The 25243-nt window shown below is 72.4% G+C and carries 30 protein-coding genes; 9 read left to right on the top strand and 21 right to left on the bottom strand.

From position 1 onward, the window contains the following. Positions 1-15: 15 nt before the first annotated feature. The 3 genes from tsf to PT931_RS12360 form a co-directional block, all read right to left on the bottom strand. Positions 16-831, bottom strand: a complete 816-nt coding sequence (gene tsf / locus PT931_RS12350) for a translation elongation factor Ts (protein WP_456245856.1) — start codon at positions 829-831, stop codon at positions 16-18. A 39-nt stretch (positions 832-870) separates the two neighbouring features. After that, positions 871-1791, bottom strand: coding sequence for a 30S ribosomal protein S2 (gene rpsB / locus PT931_RS12355; RefSeq protein ID WP_456245857.1), 921 nt, complete (start codon positions 1789-1791; stop codon positions 871-873). A gap of 215 nt (positions 1792-2006) precedes the next feature. Then, complete coding sequence (locus PT931_RS12360; protein WP_456245858.1) at positions 2007-3053, bottom strand: hypothetical protein; 1047 nt, start codon at positions 3051-3053, stop codon at positions 2007-2009. 99 nt (positions 3054-3152) lie between these two features. Between PT931_RS12360 and PT931_RS12365 the strand changes: the two genes are divergently transcribed. Further along, on the top strand, positions 3153-4256 hold the full coding sequence (locus PT931_RS12365) for a DUF2332 family protein (RefSeq protein WP_456245859.1): 1104 nt from the start codon (positions 3153-3155) through the stop codon (positions 4254-4256). Here the strand turns inward: PT931_RS12365 and PT931_RS12370 are convergent. Both PT931_RS12370 and PT931_RS12375 read right to left on the bottom strand, forming a co-directional pair. Then, entirely contained in the window at positions 4231-5493 is a 1263-nt protein-coding gene (locus tag PT931_RS12370; protein WP_456245860.1) for a pyridoxal phosphate-dependent aminotransferase, read from the bottom strand. The genes PT931_RS12365 and PT931_RS12370 overlap by 26 nt on opposite strands. 460 nt (positions 5494-5953) lie before the next feature. Then, the gene (locus PT931_RS12375; RefSeq protein ID WP_456245861.1) at positions 5954-6385 is read right to left on the bottom strand and encodes an SAV_6107 family HEPN domain-containing protein; all 432 of its coding nucleotides are present in this window, start codon (positions 6383-6385) and stop codon (positions 5954-5956) included. 263 nt (positions 6386-6648) lie between these two features. On the opposite strand from PT931_RS12375, the gene PT931_RS12380 reads away from it, so the two are divergent. The 3 genes from PT931_RS12380 to PT931_RS12390 are packed head-to-tail and all read left to right on the top strand — an operon-like array spanning position 6649 to position 9489. Then, the gene (locus PT931_RS12380) at positions 6649-7830 is read left to right on the top strand and encodes a hypothetical protein (RefSeq protein ID WP_456245862.1); all 1182 of its coding nucleotides are present in this window, start codon (positions 6649-6651) and stop codon (positions 7828-7830) included. Continuing rightward, positions 7827-8903 (top strand): alpha/beta hydrolase, encoded by a 1077-nt coding sequence (locus PT931_RS12385; protein WP_456245863.1) that lies wholly within the window; start codon positions 7827-7829, stop codon positions 8901-8903. The genes PT931_RS12380 and PT931_RS12385 overlap by 4 nt, the downstream gene beginning before the upstream one ends. 19 nt (positions 8904-8922) lie before the next feature. Next, complete coding sequence (locus PT931_RS12390) at positions 8923-9489, top strand: GNAT family N-acetyltransferase (protein ID WP_456245864.1); 567 nt, start codon at positions 8923-8925, stop codon at positions 9487-9489. Between the two features lie 94 nt (positions 9490-9583). Here PT931_RS12390 and PT931_RS12395 read toward each other — a convergent pair whose 3' ends face one another. From PT931_RS12395 to PT931_RS12445, 11 genes are all read right to left on the bottom strand, one after another. After that, positions 9584-10270 (bottom strand): CDP-alcohol phosphatidyltransferase family protein, encoded by a 687-nt coding sequence (locus PT931_RS12395; RefSeq protein ID WP_456245865.1) that lies wholly within the window; start codon positions 10268-10270, stop codon positions 9584-9586. Then, positions 10252-10872: an SIMPL domain-containing protein gene (locus tag PT931_RS12400; protein ID WP_456245866.1), complete on the bottom strand. Its 621-nt coding sequence runs from the start codon at positions 10870-10872 to the stop codon at positions 10252-10254. The genes PT931_RS12395 and PT931_RS12400 overlap by 19 nt, the downstream gene beginning before the upstream one ends. After that, a complete protein-coding gene (gene metF / locus PT931_RS12405; protein WP_456245867.1) occupies positions 10862-11785 on the bottom strand; it encodes a methylenetetrahydrofolate reductase [NAD(P)H] in 924 nt (307 codons plus the stop codon). Before metF ends, PT931_RS12400 begins: the two co-directional genes overlap by 11 nt. Positions 11786-11831: 46 nt before the next feature. Then, positions 11832-12032 (bottom strand): hypothetical protein, encoded by a 201-nt coding sequence (locus PT931_RS12410; protein ID WP_456245868.1) that lies wholly within the window; start codon positions 12030-12032, stop codon positions 11832-11834. Positions 12033-12120: 88 nt separating this feature from the next. Further along, positions 12121-13182 carry a polyprenyl synthetase family protein gene (locus PT931_RS12415; RefSeq protein WP_456245869.1) on the bottom strand — a complete coding sequence of 354 codons (1062 nt, stop codon included), beginning with the start codon at positions 13180-13182 and terminating at the stop codon, positions 12121-12123. Positions 13183-13391: 209 nt separating this feature from the next. After that, a complete protein-coding gene (locus PT931_RS12420) occupies positions 13392-13658 on the bottom strand; it encodes a helix-turn-helix transcriptional regulator (RefSeq protein ID WP_456245870.1) in 267 nt (88 codons plus the stop codon). Between the two features lie 5 nt (positions 13659-13663). Then, positions 13664-14215 carry an HdeD family acid-resistance protein gene (locus PT931_RS12425; protein ID WP_363726703.1) on the bottom strand — a complete coding sequence of 184 codons (552 nt, stop codon included), beginning with the start codon at positions 14213-14215 and terminating at the stop codon, positions 13664-13666. A gap of 49 nt (positions 14216-14264) precedes the next feature. Then, entirely contained in the window at positions 14265-14765 is a 501-nt protein-coding gene (locus tag PT931_RS12430) for a ribonuclease domain-containing protein (RefSeq protein ID WP_456245871.1), read from the bottom strand. Then, a complete protein-coding gene (locus PT931_RS12435; RefSeq protein ID WP_363726707.1) occupies positions 14755-15057 on the bottom strand; it encodes a lycopene cyclase domain-containing protein in 303 nt (100 codons plus the stop codon). Before PT931_RS12435 ends, PT931_RS12430 begins: the two co-directional genes overlap by 11 nt. After that, positions 15054-15365: a lycopene cyclase domain-containing protein gene (locus PT931_RS12440; RefSeq protein WP_456245872.1), complete on the bottom strand. Its 312-nt coding sequence runs from the start codon at positions 15363-15365 to the stop codon at positions 15054-15056. Before PT931_RS12440 ends, PT931_RS12435 begins: the two co-directional genes overlap by 4 nt. Beyond that, entirely contained in the window at positions 15362-15703 is a 342-nt protein-coding gene (locus tag PT931_RS12445; protein ID WP_363726711.1) for an Rv2175c family DNA-binding protein, read from the bottom strand. The genes PT931_RS12440 and PT931_RS12445 overlap by 4 nt, the downstream gene beginning before the upstream one ends. 64 nt (positions 15704-15767) lie before the next feature. Between PT931_RS12445 and PT931_RS12450 the strand changes: the two genes are divergently transcribed. Beyond that, entirely contained in the window at positions 15768-16277 is a 510-nt protein-coding gene (locus PT931_RS12450; protein WP_456245873.1) for a hypothetical protein, read from the top strand. Positions 16278-16332: 55 nt separating this feature from the next. Next, entirely contained in the window at positions 16333-18186 is a 1854-nt protein-coding gene (locus PT931_RS12455) for a protein kinase domain-containing protein (RefSeq protein WP_456245874.1), read from the top strand. Positions 18187-18331: 145 nt separating this feature from the next. Here PT931_RS12455 and PT931_RS12460 read toward each other — a convergent pair whose 3' ends face one another. Continuing rightward, the gene (locus tag PT931_RS12460; protein WP_456245875.1) at positions 18332-18817 is read right to left on the bottom strand and encodes a hypothetical protein; all 486 of its coding nucleotides are present in this window, start codon (positions 18815-18817) and stop codon (positions 18332-18334) included. Positions 18818-19011: 194 nt separating this feature from the next. Here PT931_RS12460 and PT931_RS12465 point away from each other — a divergent pair, with 194 nt between their 5' ends. Together PT931_RS12465 and bfr are read left to right on the top strand one after the other, a co-directional pair. Continuing rightward, positions 19012-19197, top strand: coding sequence for a (2Fe-2S)-binding protein (locus tag PT931_RS12465; RefSeq protein WP_363726718.1), 186 nt, complete (start codon positions 19012-19014; stop codon positions 19195-19197). A gap of 52 nt (positions 19198-19249) precedes the next feature. Further along, positions 19250-19729 (top strand): bacterioferritin, encoded by a 480-nt coding sequence (gene bfr / locus PT931_RS12470; RefSeq protein ID WP_456245876.1) that lies wholly within the window; start codon positions 19250-19252, stop codon positions 19727-19729. Positions 19730-19863: 134 nt separating this feature from the next. On the opposite strand, the gene PT931_RS12475 is transcribed toward bfr, so the two are convergent. The 3 genes from PT931_RS12475 to PT931_RS12485 are packed head-to-tail and all read right to left on the bottom strand — an operon-like array spanning position 19864 to position 22308. Next, positions 19864-20811 (bottom strand): ABC transporter ATP-binding protein, encoded by a 948-nt coding sequence (locus tag PT931_RS12475; RefSeq protein ID WP_456245877.1) that lies wholly within the window; start codon positions 20809-20811, stop codon positions 19864-19866. After that, a complete protein-coding gene (locus tag PT931_RS12480) occupies positions 20808-21605 on the bottom strand; it encodes an ABC transporter permease (RefSeq protein ID WP_456245878.1) in 798 nt (265 codons plus the stop codon). The genes PT931_RS12475 and PT931_RS12480 overlap by 4 nt, the downstream gene beginning before the upstream one ends. Continuing rightward, positions 21598-22308 carry an ABC transporter permease gene (locus PT931_RS12485; RefSeq protein WP_456245879.1) on the bottom strand — a complete coding sequence of 237 codons (711 nt, stop codon included), beginning with the start codon at positions 22306-22308 and terminating at the stop codon, positions 21598-21600. The genes PT931_RS12480 and PT931_RS12485 overlap by 8 nt, the downstream gene beginning before the upstream one ends. Before the next feature lie 195 nt (positions 22309-22503). On the opposite strand from PT931_RS12485, the gene PT931_RS12490 reads away from it, so the two are divergent. Then, positions 22504-24156, top strand: a complete 1653-nt coding sequence (locus tag PT931_RS12490) for a WG repeat-containing protein (RefSeq protein WP_456245880.1) — start codon at positions 22504-22506, stop codon at positions 24154-24156. A gap of 84 nt (positions 24157-24240) precedes the next feature. On the opposite strand, the gene PT931_RS12495 is transcribed toward PT931_RS12490, so the two are convergent. After that, on the bottom strand, positions 24241-25242 hold the full coding sequence (locus PT931_RS12495) for an aldo/keto reductase family protein (protein ID WP_456245881.1): 1002 nt from the start codon (positions 25240-25242) through the stop codon (positions 24241-24243). Position 25243: the final 1 nt, after the last annotated feature.

Consider the following 25243-nt stretch of genomic DNA (forward strand, 5'->3'; position numbering starts at 1 on the left):
CCCTCGAGTTCGTGCTTAGGCCTGGCCGACCTCGATGCGGGCGAACCGGGTCACGGTGACCCCGGCCTCCTTGAGGATCTGGGCGACCGTCTTCTTCGAGTCGGTGACCGAAGCCTGCTCGGTCAGGACGACGTCCTTGAAGAAGCCGTTGACCCGGCCCTCGATGATCTTCGGCAGGGCCGCCTCGGGCTTGCCCTCCTCGCGGGAGGTCTGCTCGGCGATCCGACGCTCCGACTCGACGACCTCGGCCGGAACCTCTTCGCGGGTGACGTAGCTCGGCCGCATGGCGGCGATCTGCATCGCGATACCGCGCGCCGTGTCGGCGTCGGCACCGGTGAACTCGACCATGACGCCGACAGCCGGCGGCAGGTCGGCGCTCTTGCGGTGCATGTACACCGTGGTCTGGCCCTCGAAGATCGCGATCCGGTTCAGGACCAGCTTCTCGCCGATCTTGATCGACTCGTCCTGGATCAGGTCCGCGACGCTCTTGCCGTTCAGCTCGCTCGCCAGGGCCGCCGCCACGTCGGCCGGCTTGGTGGCCGCGACGTGCTCGACGAGGGTCTGGGCCAGCTCGATGAACGCGCCGTTCTTGGCGACGAAGTCCGTCTCGCAGTTGAGCTCCAGCAGGGCGTTGCCCGACTGGGCGACGAGGCCGTTGGCGGCGGTCCGACCGGCCCGCTTGCCGACGTCCTTGGCACCCTTGACGCGCAGGATCTCGACGGCCTTGTCGAAGTCGCCCTCGGCCTCCTCGAGCGCCTTCTTACAGTCCATCATGCCGGCAGCGGTCAGTTCGCGGAGCTTCTTGACATCCGCTGCGCTGTAGTTCGCCATGGTCTTCTCTCTGACTCGAAAGTTGGGAGGATCTCAGGACTACTCGGCGGCCGGCTTCTCGGCAGCCGGGGTCTCGACGACCGCGGCGGCCTCGACCGGGGCGGCCTCGGCGGCCGGAGCAGCCTCGGCGACCGGAGCGGTCTCCACGGCCACGGCGGCGGCCGGGGTCTCGTCGGCCTTCGGCGCGAGCAGCTCCTGCTCCCACTCGGCGAGCGGCTCGTCGCCGGCGACGACGCCCGGCTCCGGCTTCTCGTCGTTGCGGCCCTTGCCCGCGCGGGCCACGAGGCCGGCGGCGACGGCGTCGGCGATCACGCGGGTCAGCAGCGCGGCCGACCGGATCGCGTCGTCGTTGCCCGGGATCGGGAAGTCGACCTCGTCCGGGTCGCAGTTGGTGTCGAGGATCGCGATCACCGGGATGTGGAGCTTGCGCGCCTCATCGACGGCGATGTGCTCCTTCTTGGTGTCGACGATCCACACCGCGGCCGGGAGCTTCTGCATGTCCCGCAGACCACCGAGGGTGCGGGTGAGCTTGATCTTCTCGCGCGAGAGGGTCAGGAGCTCCTTCTTGGTCAGGCCGGTCGCGCCCTGACCGGTCTGCTCCATGGCCTCGAGCTCCTTCATGCGCTGGAGCCGCTTGTAGATCGTCTGGAAGTTGGTGAGCATGCCACCCAACCACCGGTGGTTCACGTACGGCATGCCGACGCGCGCGGCCTGCTCGGCGATGGCCTCCTGGGCCTGCTTCTTCGTACCCACGAAGAGGATCGAACCGCCACCGGCGACAGTCGCCTTGATGTGGTTGTACGCCTTCTCGATGTAGTCGAGGCTCTGGCGCAGGTCGATGATGTAGATACCGTTGCGCTCGGTGAAGATGTAGCGCTTCATCTTCGGGTTCCAGCGCCGGGTCTGGTGCCCGAAGTGCACGCCGCTCTCGAGGAGCTGACGCATCGTTACGACGGCCATGTGTCTTTCTCTCCCTGTGCGGGCCGGAGCCCGCGTTGTTCCCTGGTTGTCGCCGCGACCGGTGGTCGCGGCCCTAGCGCCCGGTCGTCGGCCCGTTGGCGTCCATCTCGCGGATGGGACCAGGGAGAGCCGCCGTCGCACTGTGCGTACGAAGGGCGCGCGAGGTCGACCGCGCAGGGCGGTCGCCGGTTGACAAGTCTACGGTGTGCCGGTTGTCACCCGGCCGCCAGGGCCGCGCCGAGCAGCAGTACCAGGCCGATCACCAGGTACGACAGCGGCGGGCGGAGCAGAACCCGGGCGCCGTGCCGTTCGGAGGCCCGGCCCGCGCCGGTCACCATGCCGTACATGCCGGCGGCGAAAACGGGCAGACCCAGCAGGAGCAGGACACCCGCGACGACTCCGGAGGGTGACGTCGTGCCGTTGGCCAGCAGGGTGGAGCCGAGGAGTACGAGGGCCGCGATCTCCAGCACGCCGACCACGGCGGCCAGGCCGATGGCGATGACCGGGCGGCGGGAGCGGTACACGCCGTCGCCGTCGGCCGCCGGCTCGGGGCGGCGGAGCTGGACCGGCTCGGTCGGGTAGCCGGGCTGCGGCGCGCGCGCCGGCTCGGGGCCACGGCCGGGCTCGGGGCCCCGGGCCGGGTCGACGGTCGGGACCCGGGTGGTCGGCGGGTCGAACGCCGGCTGCTCCGTCGGGAAGCCGCCGCTCGTCGGCTGCTCCGAGGGGAAGCCGTTGCTCTTGGGCTGCTCCGGGCGCGGCTGGCCCTTGAGCAGGGGCACCCGCTCGGCCTGGTGCCGCTGGCCTCCGGTGGCCTGCTCCGCCGGGGTCCAGGCCTGCTCGGCCGGGCGCTGCTCCGGGGTCCACGACTGGCCGCCGGGCTGCTCCGCCGAACGCTGGTCGGGGGTCCACGACTGACCGGTGGCCGCCTCGGCGGGCCGGCCCTCGGGGGTCCACGACTGTTCCGCCGGGCGCTGCTCGGGGGTCCAGGACCCCTCGGTGGCGCGGGGCTGCGGGGTGTCCCAGGCGGCCGGGGCCTGATCGGCCGGCGGGTTCCAGGACTGCTGGTCGCCGGACCAGGCGGGGCCGTCGGGCCGGGTGGCGCCGCCCCAGGCGGGCTCGGCCGGGGACTGGTCACCGGCGCGGGGCTCCGGCGGCCGGTACTCCCCGGAGGGGCGCTGGTCGGCGTACGGCGGCTCGGCGTAGCGGGGATCGCGCTCCTCGCCGTACCACCTCTGGGGGTTGGATTGCTCGGGGTAGCTCACGTGTATCAAAGCTAGGCGATACCAGGGTGTTACCGCCATCGGCCCGTACGGTGAAAAAGGTGTCCGGACGTTTGTCCGTGATCGACCTACTATTCCCCGGTGACTGAAACCTCCACGCTCGCAGAAGCGTTCACCAGGGCCGCCGACGGCCGGTTCACGATCGGCGACTCCCCCCGTTATGTGGCCCTGGCCCGGGCCGTCGCCGCGGATCCGACCCTCGCGGCGCCGTTGGGCTCCGGCGAGGTCCTGCCGGCGCACCCGCCCCTGCTGTTCTCCGCGGCGCAGTGCGTGCTGCGCACGGTCGGGCATCCGCTCGCCGACTACTTCCCCACCCTCGGCGGCACCCGCGGGCCCGACCCCGGCATGGTCGAGGCGTTCGCCGACCTGGTCGCGACGCACGGCGACCGGCTGGCCGAGCTGTGCGCCGACGCCAAGCCCCGCAGCAACGACCCGTCGATCGCCGCGGTCATCCGGCCGGCGCTGGGCCGGGCGGCCCTCGCCGCCGGGGGCCGCCCGCTGGCCCTGGTGGAGATGGGCTCGGCGGCGGGCCTGGCCCTCCTGCCCGATTTCTATGACTATGACTACTACCCGGCGTCGACCGGCCCCTCCGGGGTGACCGGCGCGGGAGCGGTCACCCTCGGGTGCGAGATCCGCGGCGACGTCCCCGAGCAGGTCGAGCTGGACATCGCCCGGCGGACCGCCCTGGAGCTGCACCCGATCCGGCACGACGACCCGGACGCGGTGCGCTGGCTGCTGTCCGGGATCTGGCCCGAGCGCACCGCCGAACTCGCCCGGGTCACCGCGGGCCTCGCCGCGCTGGACACCGCCACGATCGACTGGCGGGCCGGCGACTTCTTCGAGGAGCTGCCCCGGGCCCTGGCCGACATCCCCGCGGACCTGCTGCCCGTCGTGTACGGCTCCAGCGTCCTCTGCTGTCAGAAGGACCGGCGCGGAGACCTCCCGGCACTGCTCGCGGCGGCGGGGCGCGACCTGGTGTGGATCACCAAGGAGCACCCCGAACACGCGCTCGCGCTCGTCACCGACGAGCCCAACCCCTTCGCGGGCGAGCACACCGTGGTGCTGACGTCCGTCACCTACACCGCGGGCCGGATCACCGAGGTCGCGGCGCTCGCCGAGGTCGACCCGTGGGGCCGGTGGCTCGACTGGCGGCCCACCGTCATGCGCCCCCGGTCAGCCGGCTGACCGCCTCGGCCAGGACCTCCGGCTTCTTGCAGAACGCGAACCGGACCAGTCGCCGGCCCGCCTCGACGTCGTCGTAGAACACCTGGGTCGGCACGGCCACCACCCCGCTGCGTTCCGGTAGCGCGCGGCAGAACTCCACGCCGTCGACGCCGCCGAGCGGGGTGATGTCCGCCGTCACGAAGTACGTGCCCTCGGCCCGGCGGACGTCGAACCCCGCCTTGCGGAGCCCCTCGGACAGCGCGTCCCGCTTGGCGCGCAACTCGTCGCGGAAGCCCCGGTAGTAGCCGTCCGGCAGGGCCAGGGCGACGGCCACGGCCGGCTGGAACGGGCCCGCGTTGACGAACGTGAGGAACTGCTTGACCCGCAGGACCGCCGACACCAGCGGGGCGGGGCCGCACACCCAGCCGACCTTCCAGCCCGTGCAGGAGAACGTCTTGCCCGCCGAGGAGATCTGCAGGGTGCGGTCCCGCATGCCGGGGAAGCCGGCCAGCGGCAGGTGCTCGCCGTCGAACACCAGGTGCTCGTACACCTCGTCGCAGACCGCGATCACGTCGTGCTCGACGCACAGTTCGCTGATCAGGGTCAGTTCGGCGCGGGTGAACACCTTGCCGGTCGGGTTGTGCGGGGAGTTCAACAGCACCAGACGGGTACGCGGGGTGAAGGCGGCGCGCAGCTCGTCCGGATCGAACGCGTACCCGGCACCGGGGTCGCCCTCAGGGCCGGCCGCACCGAGGAAGGTGTCGGCGGTGCCGGTGGCGGTGGCGTCGTTCGCGCTGGAGCCGGTGGCTCCGGGAGTGTTCACGCTGGTGGGGCGGAGGGTGACCGGGCGGCGGACGGCGGCGGCCAGCGCGATCGACGCCGCGTAGGAGTCGTAGTACGGCTCGAAGCAGATCACCTCGTCACCGGCCTCGCACAGCCCCAGGATCGACGCCGCGATCGCCTCGGTCGCCCCGGCGGTGACGAGGACCTCGCCGTTCGGGTCGTACTCCAGGCCCCAGAACCGGCGCTGGTGCTCCGCGATGGCGGTCCGCAGGGCGGGCACCCCGGGCCCCGGCGGGTACTGGTTGTGTCCACCGAGGATCGCCGCCCGCGCCGCCTCGAGCATCTCGGCGGGGCCGTCGGTGTCGGGGAAGCCCTGGCCGAGGTTGACGGCGCCGGTACGGGCGGCCAGCGCGGACATCTCCGCGAAGATCGTGGTGCCGAACGGACGCATGCGCTCGACCAGAGGGTCAGTCATGCCGCAAAGCCTAGGGCGTCCGGCCCGACGAAAGCGAGCACACCGGACCTCCGACCCACCGTTGCCGCCCGCCCACTGGGACCATCCGCGCTCAGGCCGGGCCAGGATGCGCCAGCCCGACACCCGCGGGCTGGGAAGGACACCGAGCCCTTGCGGCCGGCGGCAGGTCCCACTCGGGTCAGGGACACGGAACGTGCTCCGGCAGATCGCCGTCGGCGGTGCTGCAGGTCCCGCGCAGGTCAGGGCGCGGGGCCGGGGCTGGCTGCGTTCGGCGCCGAAAGGGGCTGGCCGCGTTCGGTGCAGAAATCAGAGGAGTGTGTTCCGCGACCCGGCAGGGGGGTGCCGGGTCGCGGAACCAGCAGGCGCGTCGCTGTCGACGGGGGGATTGCCGACATCGTGCGCCGGGCCCCGGTCGGAGCCGCCGCCGTGGCGCGACCCCGGACGGGGACGGTGGGGCCGGTCAGGCCGCCCGGGGCAGGGCGGTCGCGGACCGGTAACTCAGGGCGAGCGCGTCGGCGACGATCGCCACGAAACGCTCGGCCTCCACCATGAGCCGCTCGGACTCCTGGTGGGTGACCGCGCCGGGGACCCCGGCCTCGGCGATGGCCCGGCGGCGGGCACCGGCGGCGAACAGGGCCGCCCAGTCGGACAACTCGGGCGCGACGAGGGTGAGCAGACCCCAGACGCTGGTCGGGCGGCCCCGGCCGCCGGGGGCCGGGCGGGCCCTGGCGGCGACGACGGCGGCCGCCGCACGCAGGGCGGCGAGATGGGCGGTGGCGTAGCGCTCCTCGTCGGTGCTGGCGGCAGCGGCCTCGGCCAGCCCCCGACGGGCCAGCGCGAACAGCTCCAGCGGCGTGCGCTGCGGGAAGGCGTGTGCCGGGATCGTCAGCATGCGGAATCCTCCAGCCGGTCGAGCCGCGTGCATGTTCGAACTCTTGTTCGAATAGACGTAGAGTAGCGCTCTCCGCACAGTGGACGCAACACCCATTCACCATTCTTCAATTCAGGACAACAACCCCCTAGCGGCCGATCTCCACACCGCGAACCAGCGGAGCCATCCGCCGGGACGGGCGTCCGGGGGCGGGCTGGATGTGGAGGTGTCGGACAGATCACTCCGGTCGTCGTACCGGAAAATCGCTCTTTACAGTGGGAGCCATGTCCCTGACCGCCACATCGACCCTCGTCGGTGGGTTCGTCCTCGCGATCGTCGTGGTGGCGGGCACGGTCGCACTGTGGCGGCGCTGGCCGCGCCGGGGACGCCTGGCGTTGCGGAGCGGGTCGCTGCTGCTGTCCCAGGTCATGGTCGTGCTCTGCGTGGGCCTCGTGGTGAACCGGTCGGAGCAGCTCTACCCCACCCTGGAGACCCTGGTCAGCCCGCCGAAGGCCAAGCGGCACGTGGCCGAGAGCGTCACCAGCGGCGGGCTCGACGAGTGGCTGCGGGCCCGGGCCCAGCAGGGCGCGAAGTCCGGGCTGGCGTTCCCCTGGCAGCCGGCGGGCGGCGGGAAGTGGCCGGTCGCGGAGCACCCGTCGATCAGCCTGCCGGCGCAGTACTTTCTGCAGCCCAACAGCCGGTTCCCCGTGATCGTCGCGTTCGGGCCGCCCGGGACGCCCGGCTGGTCGGACCCGCGCGCCGCCGGCCGCAACGGCGACCCGGCGATCGTCGTGTTCCTGCACCCGCGGACCCACGACGCCGCCTCCCTGCGGCTGCTCGGCGCGGAGCTGCCGGAGGAACTGGCCCGCGACCTGCGGACCACTCCCGACCGGTGGTCCACGGTCGGCGTCGGGAAGTACGGGGTCGCGGCGCTGGACCTGGCCCGCCGGCACCCGGAGCGGTACCGGTCGGCGGCCGCCGTCACCCCGCCCGCCCCGGCCGAGCTGGCCGCCCCGGCGAAGGCGCTCGCGGCGATGAGCAGCCCGGTGGCCGTGTTCCTCGCGCCGGGCGTGGCGGTGCCACCCGGCGTCCCCGTGCCCTCCGCGACGGGCACCACGAACCCGGGCGCCTCGACGACCCCGGGCGGCACCACGACCCCGGGCACCTCGACCAGCCCGGGCGGCACCGCGCACCCCGGCGCCACTACCGGCCCGTCCGGCACCGCGAAGCCGACCGCCGCCGGCTCCCCCGGCACCCGCCTCTCCCCCAGGCACGCCGACCCGCTGGCGGCGGCCCTGCGCTGGGCCTCGGCCCAGCTCCCGGCCGCCCTCGACCCGGCGCAGACCGCCGGCCAGGTCAGCACGTCCACGACCGCGTCGCCGACCCCCACCCCCAGCGCGTCGTCCTCGCCCCGTCCGCCGGCCACCCCGAGCCGGCCCCCGGCGGCCCCCGGGAACCGGCGATGACCCCCACCAGCCTGAGCCTGCAGCTGCTCACCATGGCGATCGCGGTCGCGACGACCGTCCTGGTCGCGTGGGCCTGGCCCCGGGCCCGCCGGGTGCGCTGGCTGATCCGTCCGGTGCTGCTCCTGCTGTGCGCGGTCACGGCGTTCTCCGTGGTCGGGGTGGCCGTCAACCGGATCATGTTCCTGGCCCCGACGTGGGGGCACGTGCTCGGCGACCGCGACGCCGCCGCCGTGCCGTCCGGTGGCGACGACGGGGGCGCGCCGCCCACCGCCGCGCCCGGGCAGAGCCGGATGGAGCAGTTCACGCCCGCGCCGGGGAAGGCGGGCATCGCGCTGCCGGTGGTGGTGTACCTGCCGCCGGGTTACGACCAGTCCGACAACGTGCGGTACCCGGTGATCACGGCCTACGCGGGCTACCCGGGCACGCCGAACACGTGGGTGTCCGGTACCGGGGCGCAGCGGATGCTCGACGCCGAGATCGCCGCGCACCGGATGGCCCCGACCGTCGTGATCTACCCGACCATGCACCCCGATCCCAAGTGGGACAGCGAGTGCGTGAACGCGGAGGGCGGGCCGCAGTTCGACACGTATCTGACCGAGGACGTGCCCGCCGCGGTGAAGAGCCGTTACCGGGTACGCGGGGACCGGGCCGCCTGGGGTGTGATCGGCTTCTCCACCGGCGGGTACTGCGCCGTGAACCATGTGCTGCGCCACCCCGACCGGTACATCGCGGCCGGCAGCATCGCCGGGTACTTCAAGCCGTTGCCCGGCGGCGCGGGCGGTACCCAGGACCTGTTCAAGGGGAACGAGAAGGCCCGCCAGGAGAACTCCCCGCTGTGGCGGATCCAGAACCTGCCGGTCCCCGACGTCGACATCTGGTTCGGGTCGGCCAACGACGACAAGAACGCGATGGCGGGAATCCGGGAGTTCACGCCGCACGTCAGGGCCCCGGTCCGGTTCACGACGGCGTTCATCCCGGTGGGCGGGCACACGCTCTCCGCCTGGCTCGTCCTGATCCCGTCGGCACTCAACTGGCTCTCGGCCCGGCTTGCCGCGCCGCAGACCTTGTCCTAATGCGCCAAGATACGTACCTATGCCACTCATCCACTGGGGACCCGACGACCTCCTGCACCGCCTCGACGACGTCCTGGCCGTGTACGGGGCGGCGATGGCGTACCCGAGGGACCTGATCTTCTCCCGGCGCAGCTTCGTCGCCAGCCACGCCGGCCGGCCGGGCTTCCGGGCCGTGGCCACCCTCGACGACGACGGCGCGCTGCTCGGCTTCGGCTACGGGTACACGTCCAGCCCCGGCCAGTGGTGGCACGAGCAGGTGCGCGGCGCGCTGCCCCGGCCGGTGTACCACGGCTGGATGGACGACTGCTTCGAACTGGTGGAGCTGCACGTGGCCCCGGGCGCGCAGGGGCACGGCAGCGGGCACCGGCAGCTGGTGGCGCTGCTCACCGGGGTGCCGCGCGGCACGGTGCTGCTGTCCACGCCCGAGGTGCCCCGGGAGGCGTCCCGGGCCTGGCGGCTGTACCGGCGGCTCGGGTTCCTCGACGTGCTGCGGAACTTCCACTTCCCCGGGGACGAGCGGCCGTTCGCCGTGCTGGGCCGGTCGCTGCCGCTGGACCGGGGCGACCAGGCGGGCCAGGGCGGGTAGCGGGACCAGGCCCGACATCCTGGCCGCAGCACAAAGTGGAGCCGGAACACAAGGGTGGGCCGGGCGGGACGACGTACCCCGACGAAAGGGTTTCTCAGCCGAGGGAGCGGCGGACCGACGTGAACACGTGGGTCAGGCCGAGGACCGCGACGAGCAGCCAGACCGCCCCGACCAGGGCCGCAGCGCCCCGGGCCAGGGTCTCGGAGGCGGCACCCGCCAGTCCACACAGGATCAGCCCCAGCGCGACGGTCGCGATCCGCGGGCCGCGTTCGCCGAGCACGGAACCATCGACGAGTACGACGCCGGTCTCCGCCGTCCGGGTCCGCAGGTACTCCTGGAGCCAGGTCAGCGCGCCGCACGCCACGATCAGCACGCCCGGCGCGCCCAGCAGCCACAACGCGCCCAGCCAGGCCGCCTCGGACAGGCGCTCGACCAGGGCCGCGTACACGTACCCGATCCGGGTGATCTTCTCGGTGAGCACCGCCAGTGCGCGGCTGACCGCGTCGGTGACGACCGCGAGCAGCACCGCCGCCCCCGCGCCGAGGGTCCACCAGCCGCCGACAGCTGCGAACGCCGGCACGGCCAGGCTCAGGACCAGGCTCGCGGCGAGCAGGTTGCCCGGGGTGGCGCCGAGCCGGGCCAGCGGGCGGGCCAGGGCGTAGGACACCCGGAGCCAGCCACGGAACGGTTGCGGGGTCGTCCTCGGATCGACCCCGTGCAGCGACGCCCAGCGTGCCGCGTAACCGTCCCAGCCCAGCGTCGTCAGCTCAACAACCCCCATCGCACCTCGACGGATGCCGAGATCTCCAGTTCACCGGCCTCCACGGACGGGCCGCCCCCGAAGGCCATGGCCCGCATGGCGTGCCCGGGGCCGGAAGAACCGCCCTGGCCCGCCTCAGAGACCGCCTCGACCACGCCGAGTCGCCGCTCGGCCAGCTCAGCGTAACGCCGGGCCTTCGTTTTCGCGTCCTCGAAGGCCAGATCGCGCGCGCGTGTCTTCGCCTCGGCCGGGTCGTCCACGGCGAAGCTCAGGTCGTGCAGCCGGGCCGCGTCGCCCGCCGCGCCGATCGCCGCGCCCACGATGTCGCCGGCCGTGCCCAGGTCGCGCAGCCGCGCGGTGAGCTGCTGGCTGGCCGTCCAGCCCTGCGGCGCGCCGTTGGGGCCGAACGCCTGGAAGACCCGGGCCCCGGCGGTCTGCCGGTCGCGGTCGGGCACGCCGGAGCGCTTGAGCACGTCGTTGATGCTGTTCAGCGCGGCTGAGCAGCGGTCCAGCGCCGCCTGCACGGACGGGGCGGTCACCTCGGCCCCCAGGTTCGCCATCAGGACGTCCGGGGTGACCGGGACCCGGCCGACCCCGATGACCGTGACTCCGTCATGCCGCATGCGCACGCACCCCCGTGATGTTCTGCCACACCTCGCGGGTCGCCGTGGACCGGTTGAAGGTGATGAAGTGGATCCCCGGCGCGCCCTCGCGCAACAACTTCTGGCACAGCTCGCCGGCCTGGTCGATCCCGAGTCTACGGACGGCGGCCGGATCGTCGGCCACCTTCTCGAACTGGGCCGCCAACGCGGGCGGGAACGGGGCCCCCGACAGCTGGGCCGACTTCGCGATCGTGCCCATCGCGACGACCGGCATGATGCACGGCACGATCGGCGCGTCACAGCCGGCGGCGGCGACCCGGTCGCGGAGCCGCAGGTAGTCGTCGGCGTCGAAGAACATCTGGGTGATGGCGAAGTCCGCGCCGGCCCGCATCTTGCGGACGAAGTACTTCGTGTCCTCCTCGATGTCCCGCGAGCGCGGGTGCTTGTACGGGAACGCGGCCACACCCACGCTGAAGTCCCCGGCCTCCTTGACGAGGCGGACGAGGTCCTCCGCGTACAGCACGCCCTCGGGGTGCCGGATCCACTCGCCGTCGACGCCGGACTTCGGGTCGCCCCGGACCGCGAGGATGTTGCGGACCCCGGCACCGGCCAGCCGGCCGACGACGTGCCGCAGCTCGCGGACCGAGTGGTCGACGGCGGTCAGGTGCGCCATGGGCAACATCGTGGTCTCCGTGGCGAGCCGCTCCGTCACCTCCACGGTCAGGTCGCGGGTGGTGCCGCCGGCGCCGTAGGTCACCGAGACGAACGACGGGCGCAGCTGCTCCAGCTCCCGGATCGTCTGCCACAGCACCTGCTCGCCCTCGGCGTTCCGCGGCGGGAAGAACTCGAACGAGAACGTCGGGTCGGGGTGCCGGATCAGGTCACCGATCGACGCCGGTCGTGCCGGGCGGAAGGACGCGTTGTTGATTGCCACGGTCGCCAGACTACTGGTGGGGGTGGGGGGAGTTGAAGAACCACCATCATTCGGGACGGTCGGCGCTCGCCGCCCAGCCGCGCTCCCCCAGCCGGCGGCCCAGACACGGCCAGGACTCGCCGCAGGCCCGGCACCTGCGGGGACGGCCGTCGGGCGGGGCGTCGAGGGCGGGCTCGTGCTGCCGGATCAGGTGCGCCGCGAGGCGCCGGAGCAGCTCGACGATTGGCGCGTTCTCGGGATCGGGCATGGGTCGATCCCACCGGGGAACGGGGTGGGTGGGAGGAGCCGGGAACGGGGCTGGCCCACACTTCTTTCCGGGCGGGCCCGGCGTCGGGTCAGCCCGCTCGCCGGGTCGCGGCGGTGATCAGGTCCGCGAGCACGGCCCGCGCCCCCGGCTCCACCGGCGCCCCGTCGAGGGCCTCGTGCGCGGCGGCGGTCAGTTCGGAGATCCGGTCCTCCACGGTCGCCAGCGCGCCGGTGGACACGATCACGTCCCGGAGCGCGGCCACGCCGGCGTCGTCGAGGTCCGGGTCGCCGAGCAGGGTGGTCACCAGGTCGCGCTGGGCGGGGGTGCCGGCGGCCATCGCGGCGGCCACCAGGTACGTCCGCTTGCCCTCGCGCAGGTCGTCGCCCGCAGGCTTGCCGGTGACGGCCGGGTCGCCGAAGACGCCCAGTTCGTCGTCGCGGAGCTGGAACGCCTCGCCGAGCGGGAGGCCGTACGCGGAGTAGCTCTTGAGCAGGGCGTCGTCGGCCCCGGCCAGGGCGCCGCCCATCAGGATCGGGCGCTCGATGGTGTACTTCGCCGACTTGTACACCGCGATCTTGCTGGCCCGTTCGAGGCTGGTGTCCCGGGTGGCGACCGCGAGCACGTCCAGGTACTGGCCGGCCATCACCTCGGTGCGCATCTCGTCGAACACCGGCCGGGCCCGGGCCACCGCCACCGGATCCACGCCCGCGCCGTCGAACAGCTCGTCCGACCAGGCCAGGCACAGGTCCCCGAGCAGGATCGCCGCCGCCCGGCCGAACGCCTCGGAGTCGCCGGCCCAGCCCTCGGCCGCGTGCCGGTCGGCGAACCGGCGGTGGATGGCGGGCAGGCCGCGCCGGGTGTCGGAGGCGTCCATCACGTCGTCGTGGATCAGGGCGCTGGCCTGCACGAGTTCGAGGCTCGACAGGCAGGCGACGGTCTCGTCGGAGTCCGGGCCGCCCGCGCCGGCGAAGCCCCAGTACGCGAAGGCGGGGCGCATCCGCTTGCCGCCGCCGAGCACGAACTCGGTGAGCGCGTCGGCGACCGGCAGCAGGGCGGAGTCGATCGCGGACAGCCGCTCGCGCTGGGCGGTCAGGAACGACTCCAACGCGGCGGTCACCCGGCGCTGCAGCGGCGCATGATCGTGATTCACGGCCCCGACGGTAGTCGATCCGGGGGCACTCCGGATGTTCGGGTTCCGCACTCGTGACCGGAAACTCCCGGGCCGATTCAGCGCGGCCGGGTGCGGACCGGGCGTCGGCTTCAGCGCGACCGGATGCGGGCGCGCCGTCGGCTTCAGCGCGACCGGATGCGGGCGCGCCGTCGGCTTCAGCGCGACCGGATGCGGGCGCGCCGTCGGCTTCAGCGCGACCGGATGCGGACCCGCCGTCGGCGTCGGCCGGCGGCGGAGGCCGCGCGCAGTTCCTCCTCCGACAGGCCGAGCAGCGCCGCCAGCCCGCCGCGCCAGAACGGCCCGGGCAGCCGGCGGGCCCGCTCCCACCGGGACACCTCGTGCCGGGTGAGGGTGGGCCGGCCGGTGAGGGCGTTGAGCTCGCGGGCGAGGCGGTGCTGGCTCCAGCCGCGGGCGCGGCGGCGGCGGTGCAGGAGCTCGGCCAGGGATTCGTACATGCGTTCTATATACCGGAGGGGTGTGACGTCCTCGCCAGGCCGCGCAGCCGGAAACCGTAGAACACGAGGGAGACGCCCCAGATGATCGACCAGATGCCCAGGGTGACGGCGAGGGCGACCAGGCCCTGGCCGGGGCGGACCAGGAGCACGATGCCGAGGAGGACGAACAGCGCGCCGGACAGGTACAGCAGCCACTCGCCGGTCACCTCCTTGCGGATCTGCCAGGCGGCGTACAGGTAGAGCAGTCCGATGATGATCGACCAGCTGGCGATGAAGACCAGCAGCACGAGCGCGGTGATCCCCGGCCAGAGGAAGGTGCCGATGCCGGCGAGCACCCCGGCGACGCCCATCAGGACGAGCAGCCAGCGGTGCTCGCCCCGGCCCGAGATGCCCAGCCAGCCGGCGGTGACCCCGTCGATCAGGGCGTAGACGCCCCAGACGAGGACCAGGGCGAGCACGGTGACCCCGGGCCAGGCGACGGCCAGGACGCCGAACACGACGGCGAGGACGCCCCGCAGGACGACGAGGCCCCAGTTTCTTGCCAGCAGCTCCAGCATGTACCGATGATCAATCGGACAGCGGGGGCGTGGGCGGTTATTCCGGAAGTCAGCGGAGAACCTGCTGGAAACTGCCATAATGGTCGGCCGTGTAGTACAGGTCGCCGCCGTCGCCGGTGATCAGCCGGCGCGCGCCCCGGTCACCCTCGCCGGGCGTCACGACCGTGTACTCGTGGTAGTAGCCGCCCGGCTTCTGCGGCAGCCGCCGTTCCCGGTTCTCGAAGATCACGCCGTCCTGCTTGTAGGGGAACGGCCCGCCCTGGTCGATCAGCGCGAGCGTGGTCCGCCCCTCGGCCGGCAGGTCCGCGACCTTGATCTTCTTCAGCCCGGAGTCGGGCGGGGCGGGCGTGGTCGCCCTCGGCTTCGTCGACGTCGCCTGCGCGGCCGGGCCGGTGGTGGTCGCCACGCTGCCGGCGGCGGTGGCCGTGGCCCGGGCGCCGTCCGGGGCGGGTTTCGGGTCCGCCGACAGATTGCCGATCAGGAGCACGGCCAACACGGCCACGACGAGGACGGCCGCCGTGGCGAGCAGGCCCTTCTGCTTACTGTTCACTCTTACGCTTCCCCAGCCAGGTCCATACCGACAGTGTCGTCAGCACGAGGGCGAAACCGAACCCCAGGTCCTCGACCGGGGCGTGTGCGATCCGCCAGCCGGTGATCGCACGGGGATCATATTGGACGATGCCCCGGCCGGTGAGAATCCCGTTGGACAGAAGCTGGAAGAACACGATGATCGGGTACGTCGCCCAGAATGTCCGCCCGAGCAGCAGCCTGGTCCGCAGTACCCGCAGATCGACCAGGACCGCGCACAGCAGCCCGAGGCCGACGGCGGCCGTGTAGGTCATCTGGCCAGCACTTTCCTGACGGCCTCGAACCCGAGGATCGCGCACAGGGGTACGACCAGGAAGAACAGCAGTTCCTCCAGGGGCAACCGGCCGGGCAGGGTCACGCCGAGCACCTGGCCGGGGTCGTAGCGCCAGTGCCCGGCCGCGATGGCCGCCAGGTCCCAGCAGACGAAGACGGCCGCGACCGGCAGGACGGTGAGCGCGAGCCGCCGCCCCTGCCGGAGCACCCCGGTCCGGAGCACGGGCTCCAGCCAGATCGCGGCGGCCAGGCATCCGACCAGCACGAACAGGTACGACAGGTGCCTCAATAGCCCGCGGCCTGTGCCCGGCGCTTGACCTCGGTGGACCGGTGGCTCAGGGCGGCCGCCGGCGTCCCCTCCAGGTACTCGTCGGGGGTATAGAGCCACCTGAGTGCCTCTTCGTCGTTGTACCCAGCATCACGCAAGAGGTTCAAAACACCCGGGAGGTGCTTGATCGCGAGCGGGGTGGCGAGCAGCTCGCTCGGTACCCGCAGCACCCCGTCGCGGCGCACCGCGAGGATCTGTCCCTCCCGCAGCAGCTGCCGGACCTTGAGGATCGGCAGGTCGAGCCGTTCGGACACATCAGGCAGGGTCAGCCACTCGGCTGGCGAAATTTCCGTAGTCACCCCACAAGACTAGGGCCTCCCCCGTTCCCGCCCCTCGGGTCGGCCTCTGGAAGGGAAATCGCACATGAACCTCCGTCGGGAAATCCGCGGAGTCCTACGCTCCGTCCGTTACGACCTGTTTCGTCGGGGCGCGGAGCCGGAGCACCCCACCCACCGGGGGATCGTGCTCCTGGGCCTGTCGTTGCTGGTCCTCGCGGTCGCCGCCGGCTCGTACTTCACCGTGCTCGGCGTGGCCAAGGCCGTCCGGGGCGACACCGCCCTGGGAGCCGCCGCCGGTCGGGGCGGAACAGAGATCCAGGGGGGTACGGCCGACGGCGGGCCGGCCGGCTCCGAGCCCCGCCGGGTCACCTCGACCCCGCGCCGGTTGCCCACCCGGAGCCCGTCCGCGGAGCCGTCGGCCTCCGCCCGGCCGGAGGCGCCCAGGCCGACCCCGACCCGGTCCACGGCGGGGCCGACCCCGACTCCGGAGGGCAGCCCCACCCCGTCGCCGACGGCCAGTTCCTCACCCAGCGCCACGCCCAGCGCGACGCCCACCGCGACGGCCGCGCCGACCCCGACGAGTACCCACCACTGAGCGTCGCCGGGCCGGGTGGACCACGGGGGTGCGCCCGGCCCGTACACTCGCGGGCGTGGACACGACAGTCGCCGACCCCCTGATCGGGGCGCTCCTGGACGAGCGGTACCGCATTCGCGGCCGGATCGCCCGGGGCGGCATGGCGACCGTGTACCACGCGATGGACGAGCGCCTGGAGCGCGAGATCGCAATCAAGATCATCCATCCGACGCACGCGGGCAAGCGGCAGTTCACCGACCGGTTCGAGCGCGAGGCGAAGATGATCGCCCGGCTCACCCACCCCAACATCGTCGCGGTGTACGACGAGGGCAGCCACGACGGCCTCCCGTACCTGGTGATGGAGTATGTCCGCGGCCGTACCCTCCGCGACGTCCTCAACGACCGGGGCCAGCTACCCGGCGACGAGGCGCTGAACATCATGGCCGCGGTGCTCTCCGCCCTGGCCGCCGCGCACCGGGCCGGCCTGGTGCACCGCGACGTCAAGCCGGAGAACGTGCTGCTCGCCGACGACGGCCAGGTCAAGGTCGCCGACTTCGGGCTCGCCCGCGCCGTCGAGGCCAGCGGCGAGGAGAACACCGCCAGCGGCCAACTGCTCGCCACCGTCGCCTACGTCGCCCCGGAGCTCGTCTCCGAGGGGTTCGCGGACCCGCGCGCCGACGTCTACTCCGCCGGCATCATGCTGTTCGAGCTGCTCACCGGCCGGGTGCCGTACGAGGGCGCCCAGGCCGTCGACGTCGCCTGGCAGCACGTGGAGCGCGACGTGCCCGCCCCGTCGCGGTTCGCCCCGGAGACCTCCGCCAGCCTCGACGAGCTCGTCGCCCGCGCCACCCGGCGCGACCCGGGGGCGCGGCCCACCGACGCGGGGGCGATGCTCGCCGAGCTCGGCGCGGCCCGCGAGGACCTCGGCGCGCCCCGGCCCGCCGTCGCGCGGTACCACGTCCCGCCGCCCGTGGCGCACACCGCTGTCATCCCGCTCGTCTCCCGACTGCCCGGGGTCGGCCGGCTGCCGATGGTCGCCCGGCGCGCGCTGCGCAAACCGCCGTTCGCGGTCATCGCGGCCGTCGTCGTGATCGGGGTGCTCGCCGCGCTGGGCGGCTGGTGGTTCGGCGCGGGCCGGTACACCGAGACCCCGGCGCTGGTCAGCCTCGCCCAGGTGGACGCGCAGGCCAGGGCCGCGAAGGCCGGGTTCTCCCTGAAGGCCGTGGAGGGCTACAGCGAGACCGTGCCGGTCGGCACCGTCGTCTCCCAGCGCCCGAAGGCCACAGAGTCGATCCTGCGCGGCGGCACGATCGTGGTCACGGTCTCCAAGGGGCCCGAGCGGCACACGGTGCCCGCCGACCTCGTCGGGATGGACGCGGAGGACGCGCTCAAGGCCCTGAAGGGGCAGACGTTCCGGGTCACCCAGAGCCAGCAGTACAGCGCGACGGTCGCCGCCGGGAAGGTGGCGTCGGTCGACCCGCCCGCCGGTACGGTGCTGCCCGCCGGGGCGCCCGTCTCCCTCGCGATCAGCAAGGGGCCGCCGCCGATCACGGTGCCCAGCGTCGTGGGCAAGAAGGTCGACGACGCGAAGCGCGAGCTGGAGAAGCTCGGGCTGGTCGTCGTGGTCAACGTCGTGAACAACGACACCGTGGCCAAGGACCGGGTGATCGGCCAGAACCCGGCGAGCGGCACCGGGGTGGAGACCAACGCGCAGGTCACGCTGAGTGTGAGCGCCGGCCCGCCGATGGTGGCGGTGCCCGACGTGGGCGGGCTGACGTTCGAGGAAGCGAAGAAGAAGCTGGAGTCGGTGGGGCTGGTCGCGGTCAAGTCCTTCAACTGGCCGGGCGGGCGCAACACGGTCTACACCCAGTCGCCGGGGGCGAACCAGCAGGTCGCGAAGGGCTCGTCGGTCTCCCTCTGGCTCTACTGACCCGTCCGCGCCCGCCGAGCCGGGGTGCGTGCCCGGCGCCGGGACCCCGCGACTCCGGGGCCGTCGCACGGCTCTGGTGAGCGACCCACCCCGACGCGCCCTGCCGGGAAGGCTCGAAGCCTCCCCGGCGACGGTCGGAGGCGGGTCAGCAGCCGCAGGTGTAGTACAGGATGTCCCAGTGGTTGCCCTCGTCGGTGTAGAGGTTCCCCGACGGCGCCTTGTACTGGTATCCCCAGCCGGAGATGTACCCGACGTAGGTGTAGTGGTTCTTGACGTAGTTGGTCACGCAGGTGGTCTTGCCGACGTCGACCTTGTAGCCGTTCCAGTGGCTGTACGTGCCGCTGGAGTGCCCGGTCTCCGTACCCCCCGTGATGTTGATCCCGCAGCCGCTGATCGACTTGAACGTCTTGATCCCGCTGACCGTGGACTGGTTGATCTGCTCGAACGACGTGCACGTGGAGACGTTCCGGTTCGTGCAGCCCCCGCTGGAGGACCACGTGATGCCCGAGGCCGACAGCTGGCCGGCCGCCTGGGACTGAGTGAGTTTGGTGGCGGCGAAGGCCGGGGACGCGAACCCGACAGTCACGGCCACCGCGACGGCAACAATCGTCAATGCTCGATGTATCCGCATGCGCCGTACCGTAGGGCCCGGCAGGTTAAGGCCGAATCGGGCGAACGGTAAACATCTGAACAGGACACGGCACACATCGAGGGACGAACACTCTCCCCCGAACGGTGGACCCACTCTGACCTGCGCGAACCCTTGACGGGGCCCCAGCCTTAGGGCATCCTTGCTTAGGCCAGGCTAAGCGAAGGGGTGATCGCGTGTTCGTTTGCATCTGCGCGCGCGTCCGCGAGTGCGAGGTCCGCGACGCGATCCGCTTCGGCGCGCGGTGCGAGGAGAGCGTCGGCGACGCCTGCGGGGCCGGCACCGGCTGCGGTTCATGCCTGGACCGGATCGCGGATCTGATCGGCGAGGAAAGCCCAGCATTGGCTACCCTAAGCGCGTAATTGCATACCCTTAGCGACTGACCCGGACACTGATGCCTTTATCCTGCTGATCATGCAGGGAGATCCCACAGTCATCGAGTTCCTCAACGAGCAGCTCACCGCCGAGCTGACGGCCATCAACCAGTACTTCCTCCATTCCAAGATGCAGGAGAACTGGGGCTACACCAAGCTGGCCAGGTACACGCGGCACGAGTCCATCGACGAGATGAAGCACGCCGACAAGATCACCGACCGCATCCTGTACCTCGACGGGCTGCCGAACTACCAGCGGCTGTTCCCGCTGCGGATCGGCGAGAGCGTCCCCGAGATGTTCGCCTGCGACATGCAGGTCGAGCAGGAGGCCGTGACCCGGCTCCGCAAGGGGATCGAGTACATGCGCAAGATCGGTGACGTCACCTCCGCGAACCTCTTCGAGGAGATCCTCGCCGACGAGGAGGGTCACATCGACTACCTGGAGACCCAGCTCGCTCTGATCGAGTCGCTGGGCCTGCCGCTGTACCTCCAGAACGTGACCGAGCACCCGGAGGCGTAGCCGGGTCCGCCCGTGGGCACTCCCTCGTCGAGGGGGTGCCCACGACGCGTCTCCGGGGCGGGTGCGGCCGGGCAGCACCAGGCCCGGGCCTGGTGCTGCCCGCCCGAGCCCGCTGTGGCCGGCCCGGCCGGGCCTCACGCCCCGCCGTACAGCTTCGCGATCACGTCCTCGATCTCCGGCTCCACCACGGACAGGTCCCGCAGCGCGACCACCGCCGCGAGCCGCCCCACCACCTCGCCGACCGTGGCCCCGTCCACCTCCAGCCGGACCCGGGCCCCGTCGACCTCCACCACCCGGGCGCCCGGGATCACCAGCCCGGCCGGCCACGGCGCCTCCAGGTCCGCGACGATGCCGCGCCGGGAGTCGTACCGGTCGTGCAGCGCCTCCAGGGAACCGTCGTGCACCACCCGGCCGTGGTCGATGACGACCAGCCGCTCGCACAGCTTCTCGATGTCGGCCAGGTCGTGGGTGGTCAGCACGATGGTGGTGTCCCCGGCGGCCCCCAGTTCGGCGAGGAAGCCCCGGACGGCCTGCTTGCTCATCACGTCCAGGCCGATGGTCGGCTCGTCGAGGAACAGCACCTCGGGGCCGTGCAGCAGCGAGGCCGTGATCTCGCCGCGCATCCGCTGGCCGAGGGAGAGCTGCCGCACCGGGGTGTCGAGGAACTCGTCCAGGTCGAGCAGGGCGCGGCAGCGCTTCAGCCGGGCGGCGTGCTCGGCCGGCGGCACCCGGTACACGTGTCGGAGCAGGTCGAACGAGTCGCGCAGCGGCAGGTCCCACCACAGCTGGGACCGCTGGCCGAACACGGAGCCGATCCGCCGGGCCAGGGTGGTGCGCTGCGGCACGGGGCGCAGCCCGCACACCGTGACCTCGCCGGCCGAGGGGGTCATGATGCCGGTGAGGATCTTCAGGGTGGTGGACTTGCCCGCCCCGTTCGGGCCGATGTAGCCGAGCAGTTCGCCCCGGTCGATGGCCAGGTCCACCCCGTCGACGGCCGGTACGGTGACCGACTCGCGGCGGAACCGCCCGACCTTCTTGCGGAGGACGAAGTCCTTCCGTAGTCCACGCGTCTCGATGATCATGATCCGGTACTCCCGTAGCGACGGAGCCCGGCCCGCCAGACCGTCCGGGCGAGCAGAAGGGCGAGCAGCGCGACGGCGGGCGAGAGCCACCGCAGCGGATCCGGTACGCCGAGGGGGTCCGAGCGGCCGAGCAGCGCCAGGGCCGGCAGGTACGCGACGGACGCGAAGCCCAGCCCGTACGCGAACAGGCCACGGAACCAGCCCCCGAACATGGAGGTCGGATAGTTGGTGAAGTCCCGGCCGCCGTACGTGAACGCGTTGCCCACGTCCCCGGACTCCACCCACCAGAAGGCCAGCGAGGCGAAGACGACGAACAGCGACCCGAAGAACACGGCCCCCGCGATCGGGGCGAGCACGGCCAGCAGCACCGCGCCCGGGGTCCACACGACCGGGGCGACGACCAGCGCGACCCCGTAGAAGACCAGGGCCTGGAGCATCCGGCCCAGGCGGCGGCTGGCGAAGTCGAGCACGAGGAGCTGGCCGAGGGCGGACAGCGGCCGGAGCAGGACGGTGTCGAGCAGCCCCGTGCGGACATACGTCTTGAGGCGTTCGATCTCGCCCACCAGCCCGTCGGCGAAGCTGAACGCGACCACCGACAGGGCCGTGATCAGGATGACCTCGGTCCAGGCGAAACCGCCGAGCGTCCTCGTGACCCGGAACAGCATGAAGATCGCGCCGACGTCCACAGCCGCCAGCACCGTGGCCGTGACCAGGTCCAGGGCGAACGACGCCCGGTACTGGGCCTGGCTGCGGACCTGCGCGCGCAGTACCCGCAGATAGGGGTTGTCAGCCACCCTGCACCACCAGCCTGCGCAGCGCCCGGGCCTGGACCACCCGGGACAGCGCCACCAGCGCCACCAGCCAGCCCACCTGGAGGCCGAGCACGTCGAAGGACCGCTTCTCCACGAGCACGTCCAGCGGCCCCTGGAACAGCAGCGGGAACGGCGTGGCCCGCAGCACCGCCGCGAGCCCGTCCGGCCAGAGTTCGATCGGGAACTGCAGCCCGCCGAACAGCCCGGACATCAGCAGCCACGCGGTCCACACACCGCGGACGTCCAACAACCAGAAACACACGAGCGCGAGGAGGTACCGCAGGCAGAAGCACAACGCCGCCGACAGCACGAGCGCCGCCGCGAACAGCGGATAGGTGACCACGTGCCGGGGCACGTACAGCGTGAAGAAGACCGCGCCGACGATGACCGGGAAGCTGAACCGGACCAGCATCGAGTACAGGAACCGGCCGGACTCGGTGGCCGCCGCCGCCCACATCAGGTCGATCGGCCGGAGCAGGTCGGACACCACGTCGCCGGTCCGGATCTGCTGCACGAGGTCGAGCTGGCCCCACACGTTGATGACCCCGATGATGCCCTGCGAGACCCACATGTAGGTCGCCAGTTGGGACCGGTCGTAGCCCAGCACGACCCCGCCGGCGCCGGCCGCGACTGTCAGGAACACGTAACACTTGAGGAACCCGAATACCGAGTTGGTGAAAGCCATGGCGAACGTGGCCTGCGTATAGGTTGAAAATCGTCTATAACCTGCTCCGGCGAGGGCCAGAAAGGCTCGTAACGAACCGGCCGGAATACTGGCGGCGGGTGCGGTCACGCTTTACCCTCCTATCGACACACAAGCGGCCGAGCCTACGCCGTGCGGTGTCCCCCCGTCAGGCTAATTTCGCAGGGTGCGTGCGGCATGAGTGACGCGAGTGTGGCCGGTGGCTGGTTCGCCACCCGCCCCTCGCTGCCCGAACCGGTCCGGGTGGAAGAGGAAGTTTCGGTCGCACCGCCTGTAGTGGTACCGGAACCGGCACCGGTGGCGCCGGTTCCGGAGCCGATGCCGGAGCCTGTTTCCTCACCTCCTGGGCCTGCGGCCCCGCTCGCCGTCGTCGCGCCGGCCGCGCTCGTGGAGCCCCGCCCCGCGCCGGCCCCCGTGGCCGTGGAAGCACCCGCGGCGCCGGTGGTCGTGGCGGCACCCGTGGCGCCGGTGGTCGTAGCGGCACCCGCTGCCCCTGCGGCCGTGGAAGCACCCGTGGCCCCGGTGGTCGTGGCGGCGCCCGCAGCGCCGGTGGTCCCCGCGCCCCGCGCCGAGCCGGCACCGCCCCCGCCCCCGCCACCCGCCCCGGTCGCGCCACCCGCGCCGGTCGGCCCCGTGGTCTCCGCCGCCTCCCAGATCCCGGACGTCGCGGCCTACGTCCCCACCGACGACGCGGTCCCCTACGACGGCGACCCCGAGCGCGCCCTCGCCGAGGAACGCTTCCCCCTCGACCCGGTGACCCTGCGCGAGACGGTGTCCGATCCGGGCCGGCTGCGCTCGATTAGGGCCGCTCTCACGAGTCGGATTTCCGACAGTTCGGATCCGGGTACGAGGGCCCGACTCCTCGGCCTGCGCGCCGTCACCCACCGGCTGCTCGGCGAGTACGACCCGGCGCTCAGCGACGCCCGGCTCGCCGTCGAGCACGCCGAGAGCACCGACCAGCTCCGCCGGATCGCACTGTCGCGGGCCCGGCTCGCCCGGGTGCACCAGTGGCGCGGCGAGCACCGGGCCGCCGACGAGCTGTACGCGCAGGCGAACTCCACCGAGCTGCCCGGCCCGCTGCGCGCCAGCCTGTACGCGCACGCCTCCCGGTCGGCGTACGACCAGGGCCGGCTCATCGAGGCCGCCGCGAACCTGGAACGCGCCCTCGAACTGCGCCGGCTCACCTACGACCAGGAACTGATCAGCGAGGTCGAGCTGGTCCTCGACGCGATCGCCGAGCGCGCCTCGACCGTCGGGTTCGGGCCGATGCCCCGGCAGCGCGAGGCCCCCGAGCAGCTCGTGCCGGAGGGCGACTACGCCGACGCGCAGCCGTACCGGGACGAGCGGGCCTGGGTGCGCCGGACGGACGACGACGACTGGGTGGCCATCGACCTCGACGGCCGGGTGGTCATCTCCGCCGGGTACGACGACGTGCGCCCCTTCCGGCACGGCGTCGCGGCCGTGCGCCGGGCCGGCGGCTGGGGGGCCGTGGACGTGCACGGCAAGGTGATGCTGTCCTGCTCGTACGACCAGTTCTGCACGGCGCTGGCCGACGGGCGCTACGTGGAGGGGTTCACCGAGGAGGGGCTCGCCGTGGTCGAGCGCGGCGGGCGCAAGGGCGTCGTGGACCGGACGGGACGGGTGCTGGTCCAGCCCGCGTACCGGGGGTTGGTGATCCACCCGGTGGCGTACCTGATCGTGTCGGCGGAGCACCGGTGGGGCGCGCTGGACCGGCGCGGGGACGAGATCATCGAGCCGGTGTTCGCGAGCCGGGCCGAGGTGATCGAGCACGTCGAACGGCTGATGTCGACGGCCCGTCCGGTGCTCTGAACCGACCGGGGACGCCGCGCCACCCGACCGCATTCGGGACGTTCCGGGAGGCCGCCACCGCGGCGACGGCCTCCCGCGCGGAACCTACGGCCGCGCCGCCGGCGAGGTGGTCTTCGCCGGATCCCGCTCGATCACCGGCTCCAACACCACGTCGATCTGCTTCAACAGCTCCACGTCGAGCGTGACCCCGGCGGCCTTCACGTTGTCGCGGACCTGCTCCGGCCGGGACGCCCCCACGATCGCGGACGCGACGTTCGGGTTCTGCAGCACCCACGCGACGGCGAGCTGGGCCATGGTCAGCCCGGCGGCCTCGGCGAGCGGCTTGAGCTGCTGCACCCGGGTCAGGGTCTCCTCGTCGGAGATCAGGTTGCTCATGAAGTGCGCCCCGGACTTCTCGTCCGTGGCGCGGGAGCCGGCCGGCGGGGGCTGACCCGGCAGGTACTTGCCGGTGAGCAGGCCCTGGCGGATCGGCGACCAGACGATCTGGGACAGGCCCAGCTCCTCCGACGTGGGGATGACCTCGGCCTCGATGACCCGCCACAGCATGTTGTACTGCGGCTGGCTCGACACGAGCTGGATCTTCAGCTCCTTGGCGAGCGCGGCGGCCTCACGGATCTCCTCCGCGCGCCACTCGGAGACCCCGATGTAGAGGGCCTTGCCCTGCCGGACGACGTCGGCGAACGCGATCATCGTCTCTTCCAGCGGGGTGGCGTAGTCGTAGCGGTGCGCCTGGTAGAGGTCCACGTAGTCGGTGCCGAGCCGCTTCAGGGAGCCGTTGATCGACTCCATGATGTGCTTGCGGGACAGGCCGCGGTCGTTCGGGCCGTCGCCGGTGGGCCAGTACACCTTGGTGAAGATCTCCAGGCCCTCGCGCCGTTCGTCCTTCAGCGCGCGGCCGAGCACCGCCTCCGCGCGGGTGCCCGCGTACACGTCGGCGGTGTCGTAGGTCGTGATGCCCTCTTCCAGGGCCGCGCGGACACAGGCGAGCGCCGCGTCCTCCTCGACCTGGGAGCCGTGGGTGATCCAGTTGCCGTAGGAGATCTCACTGACGAGGAGGCCGGACCGGCCGAGATGACGAAATTCCATA

The sequence above is a fragment of the Longispora urticae genome (assembly GCF_053902585.1).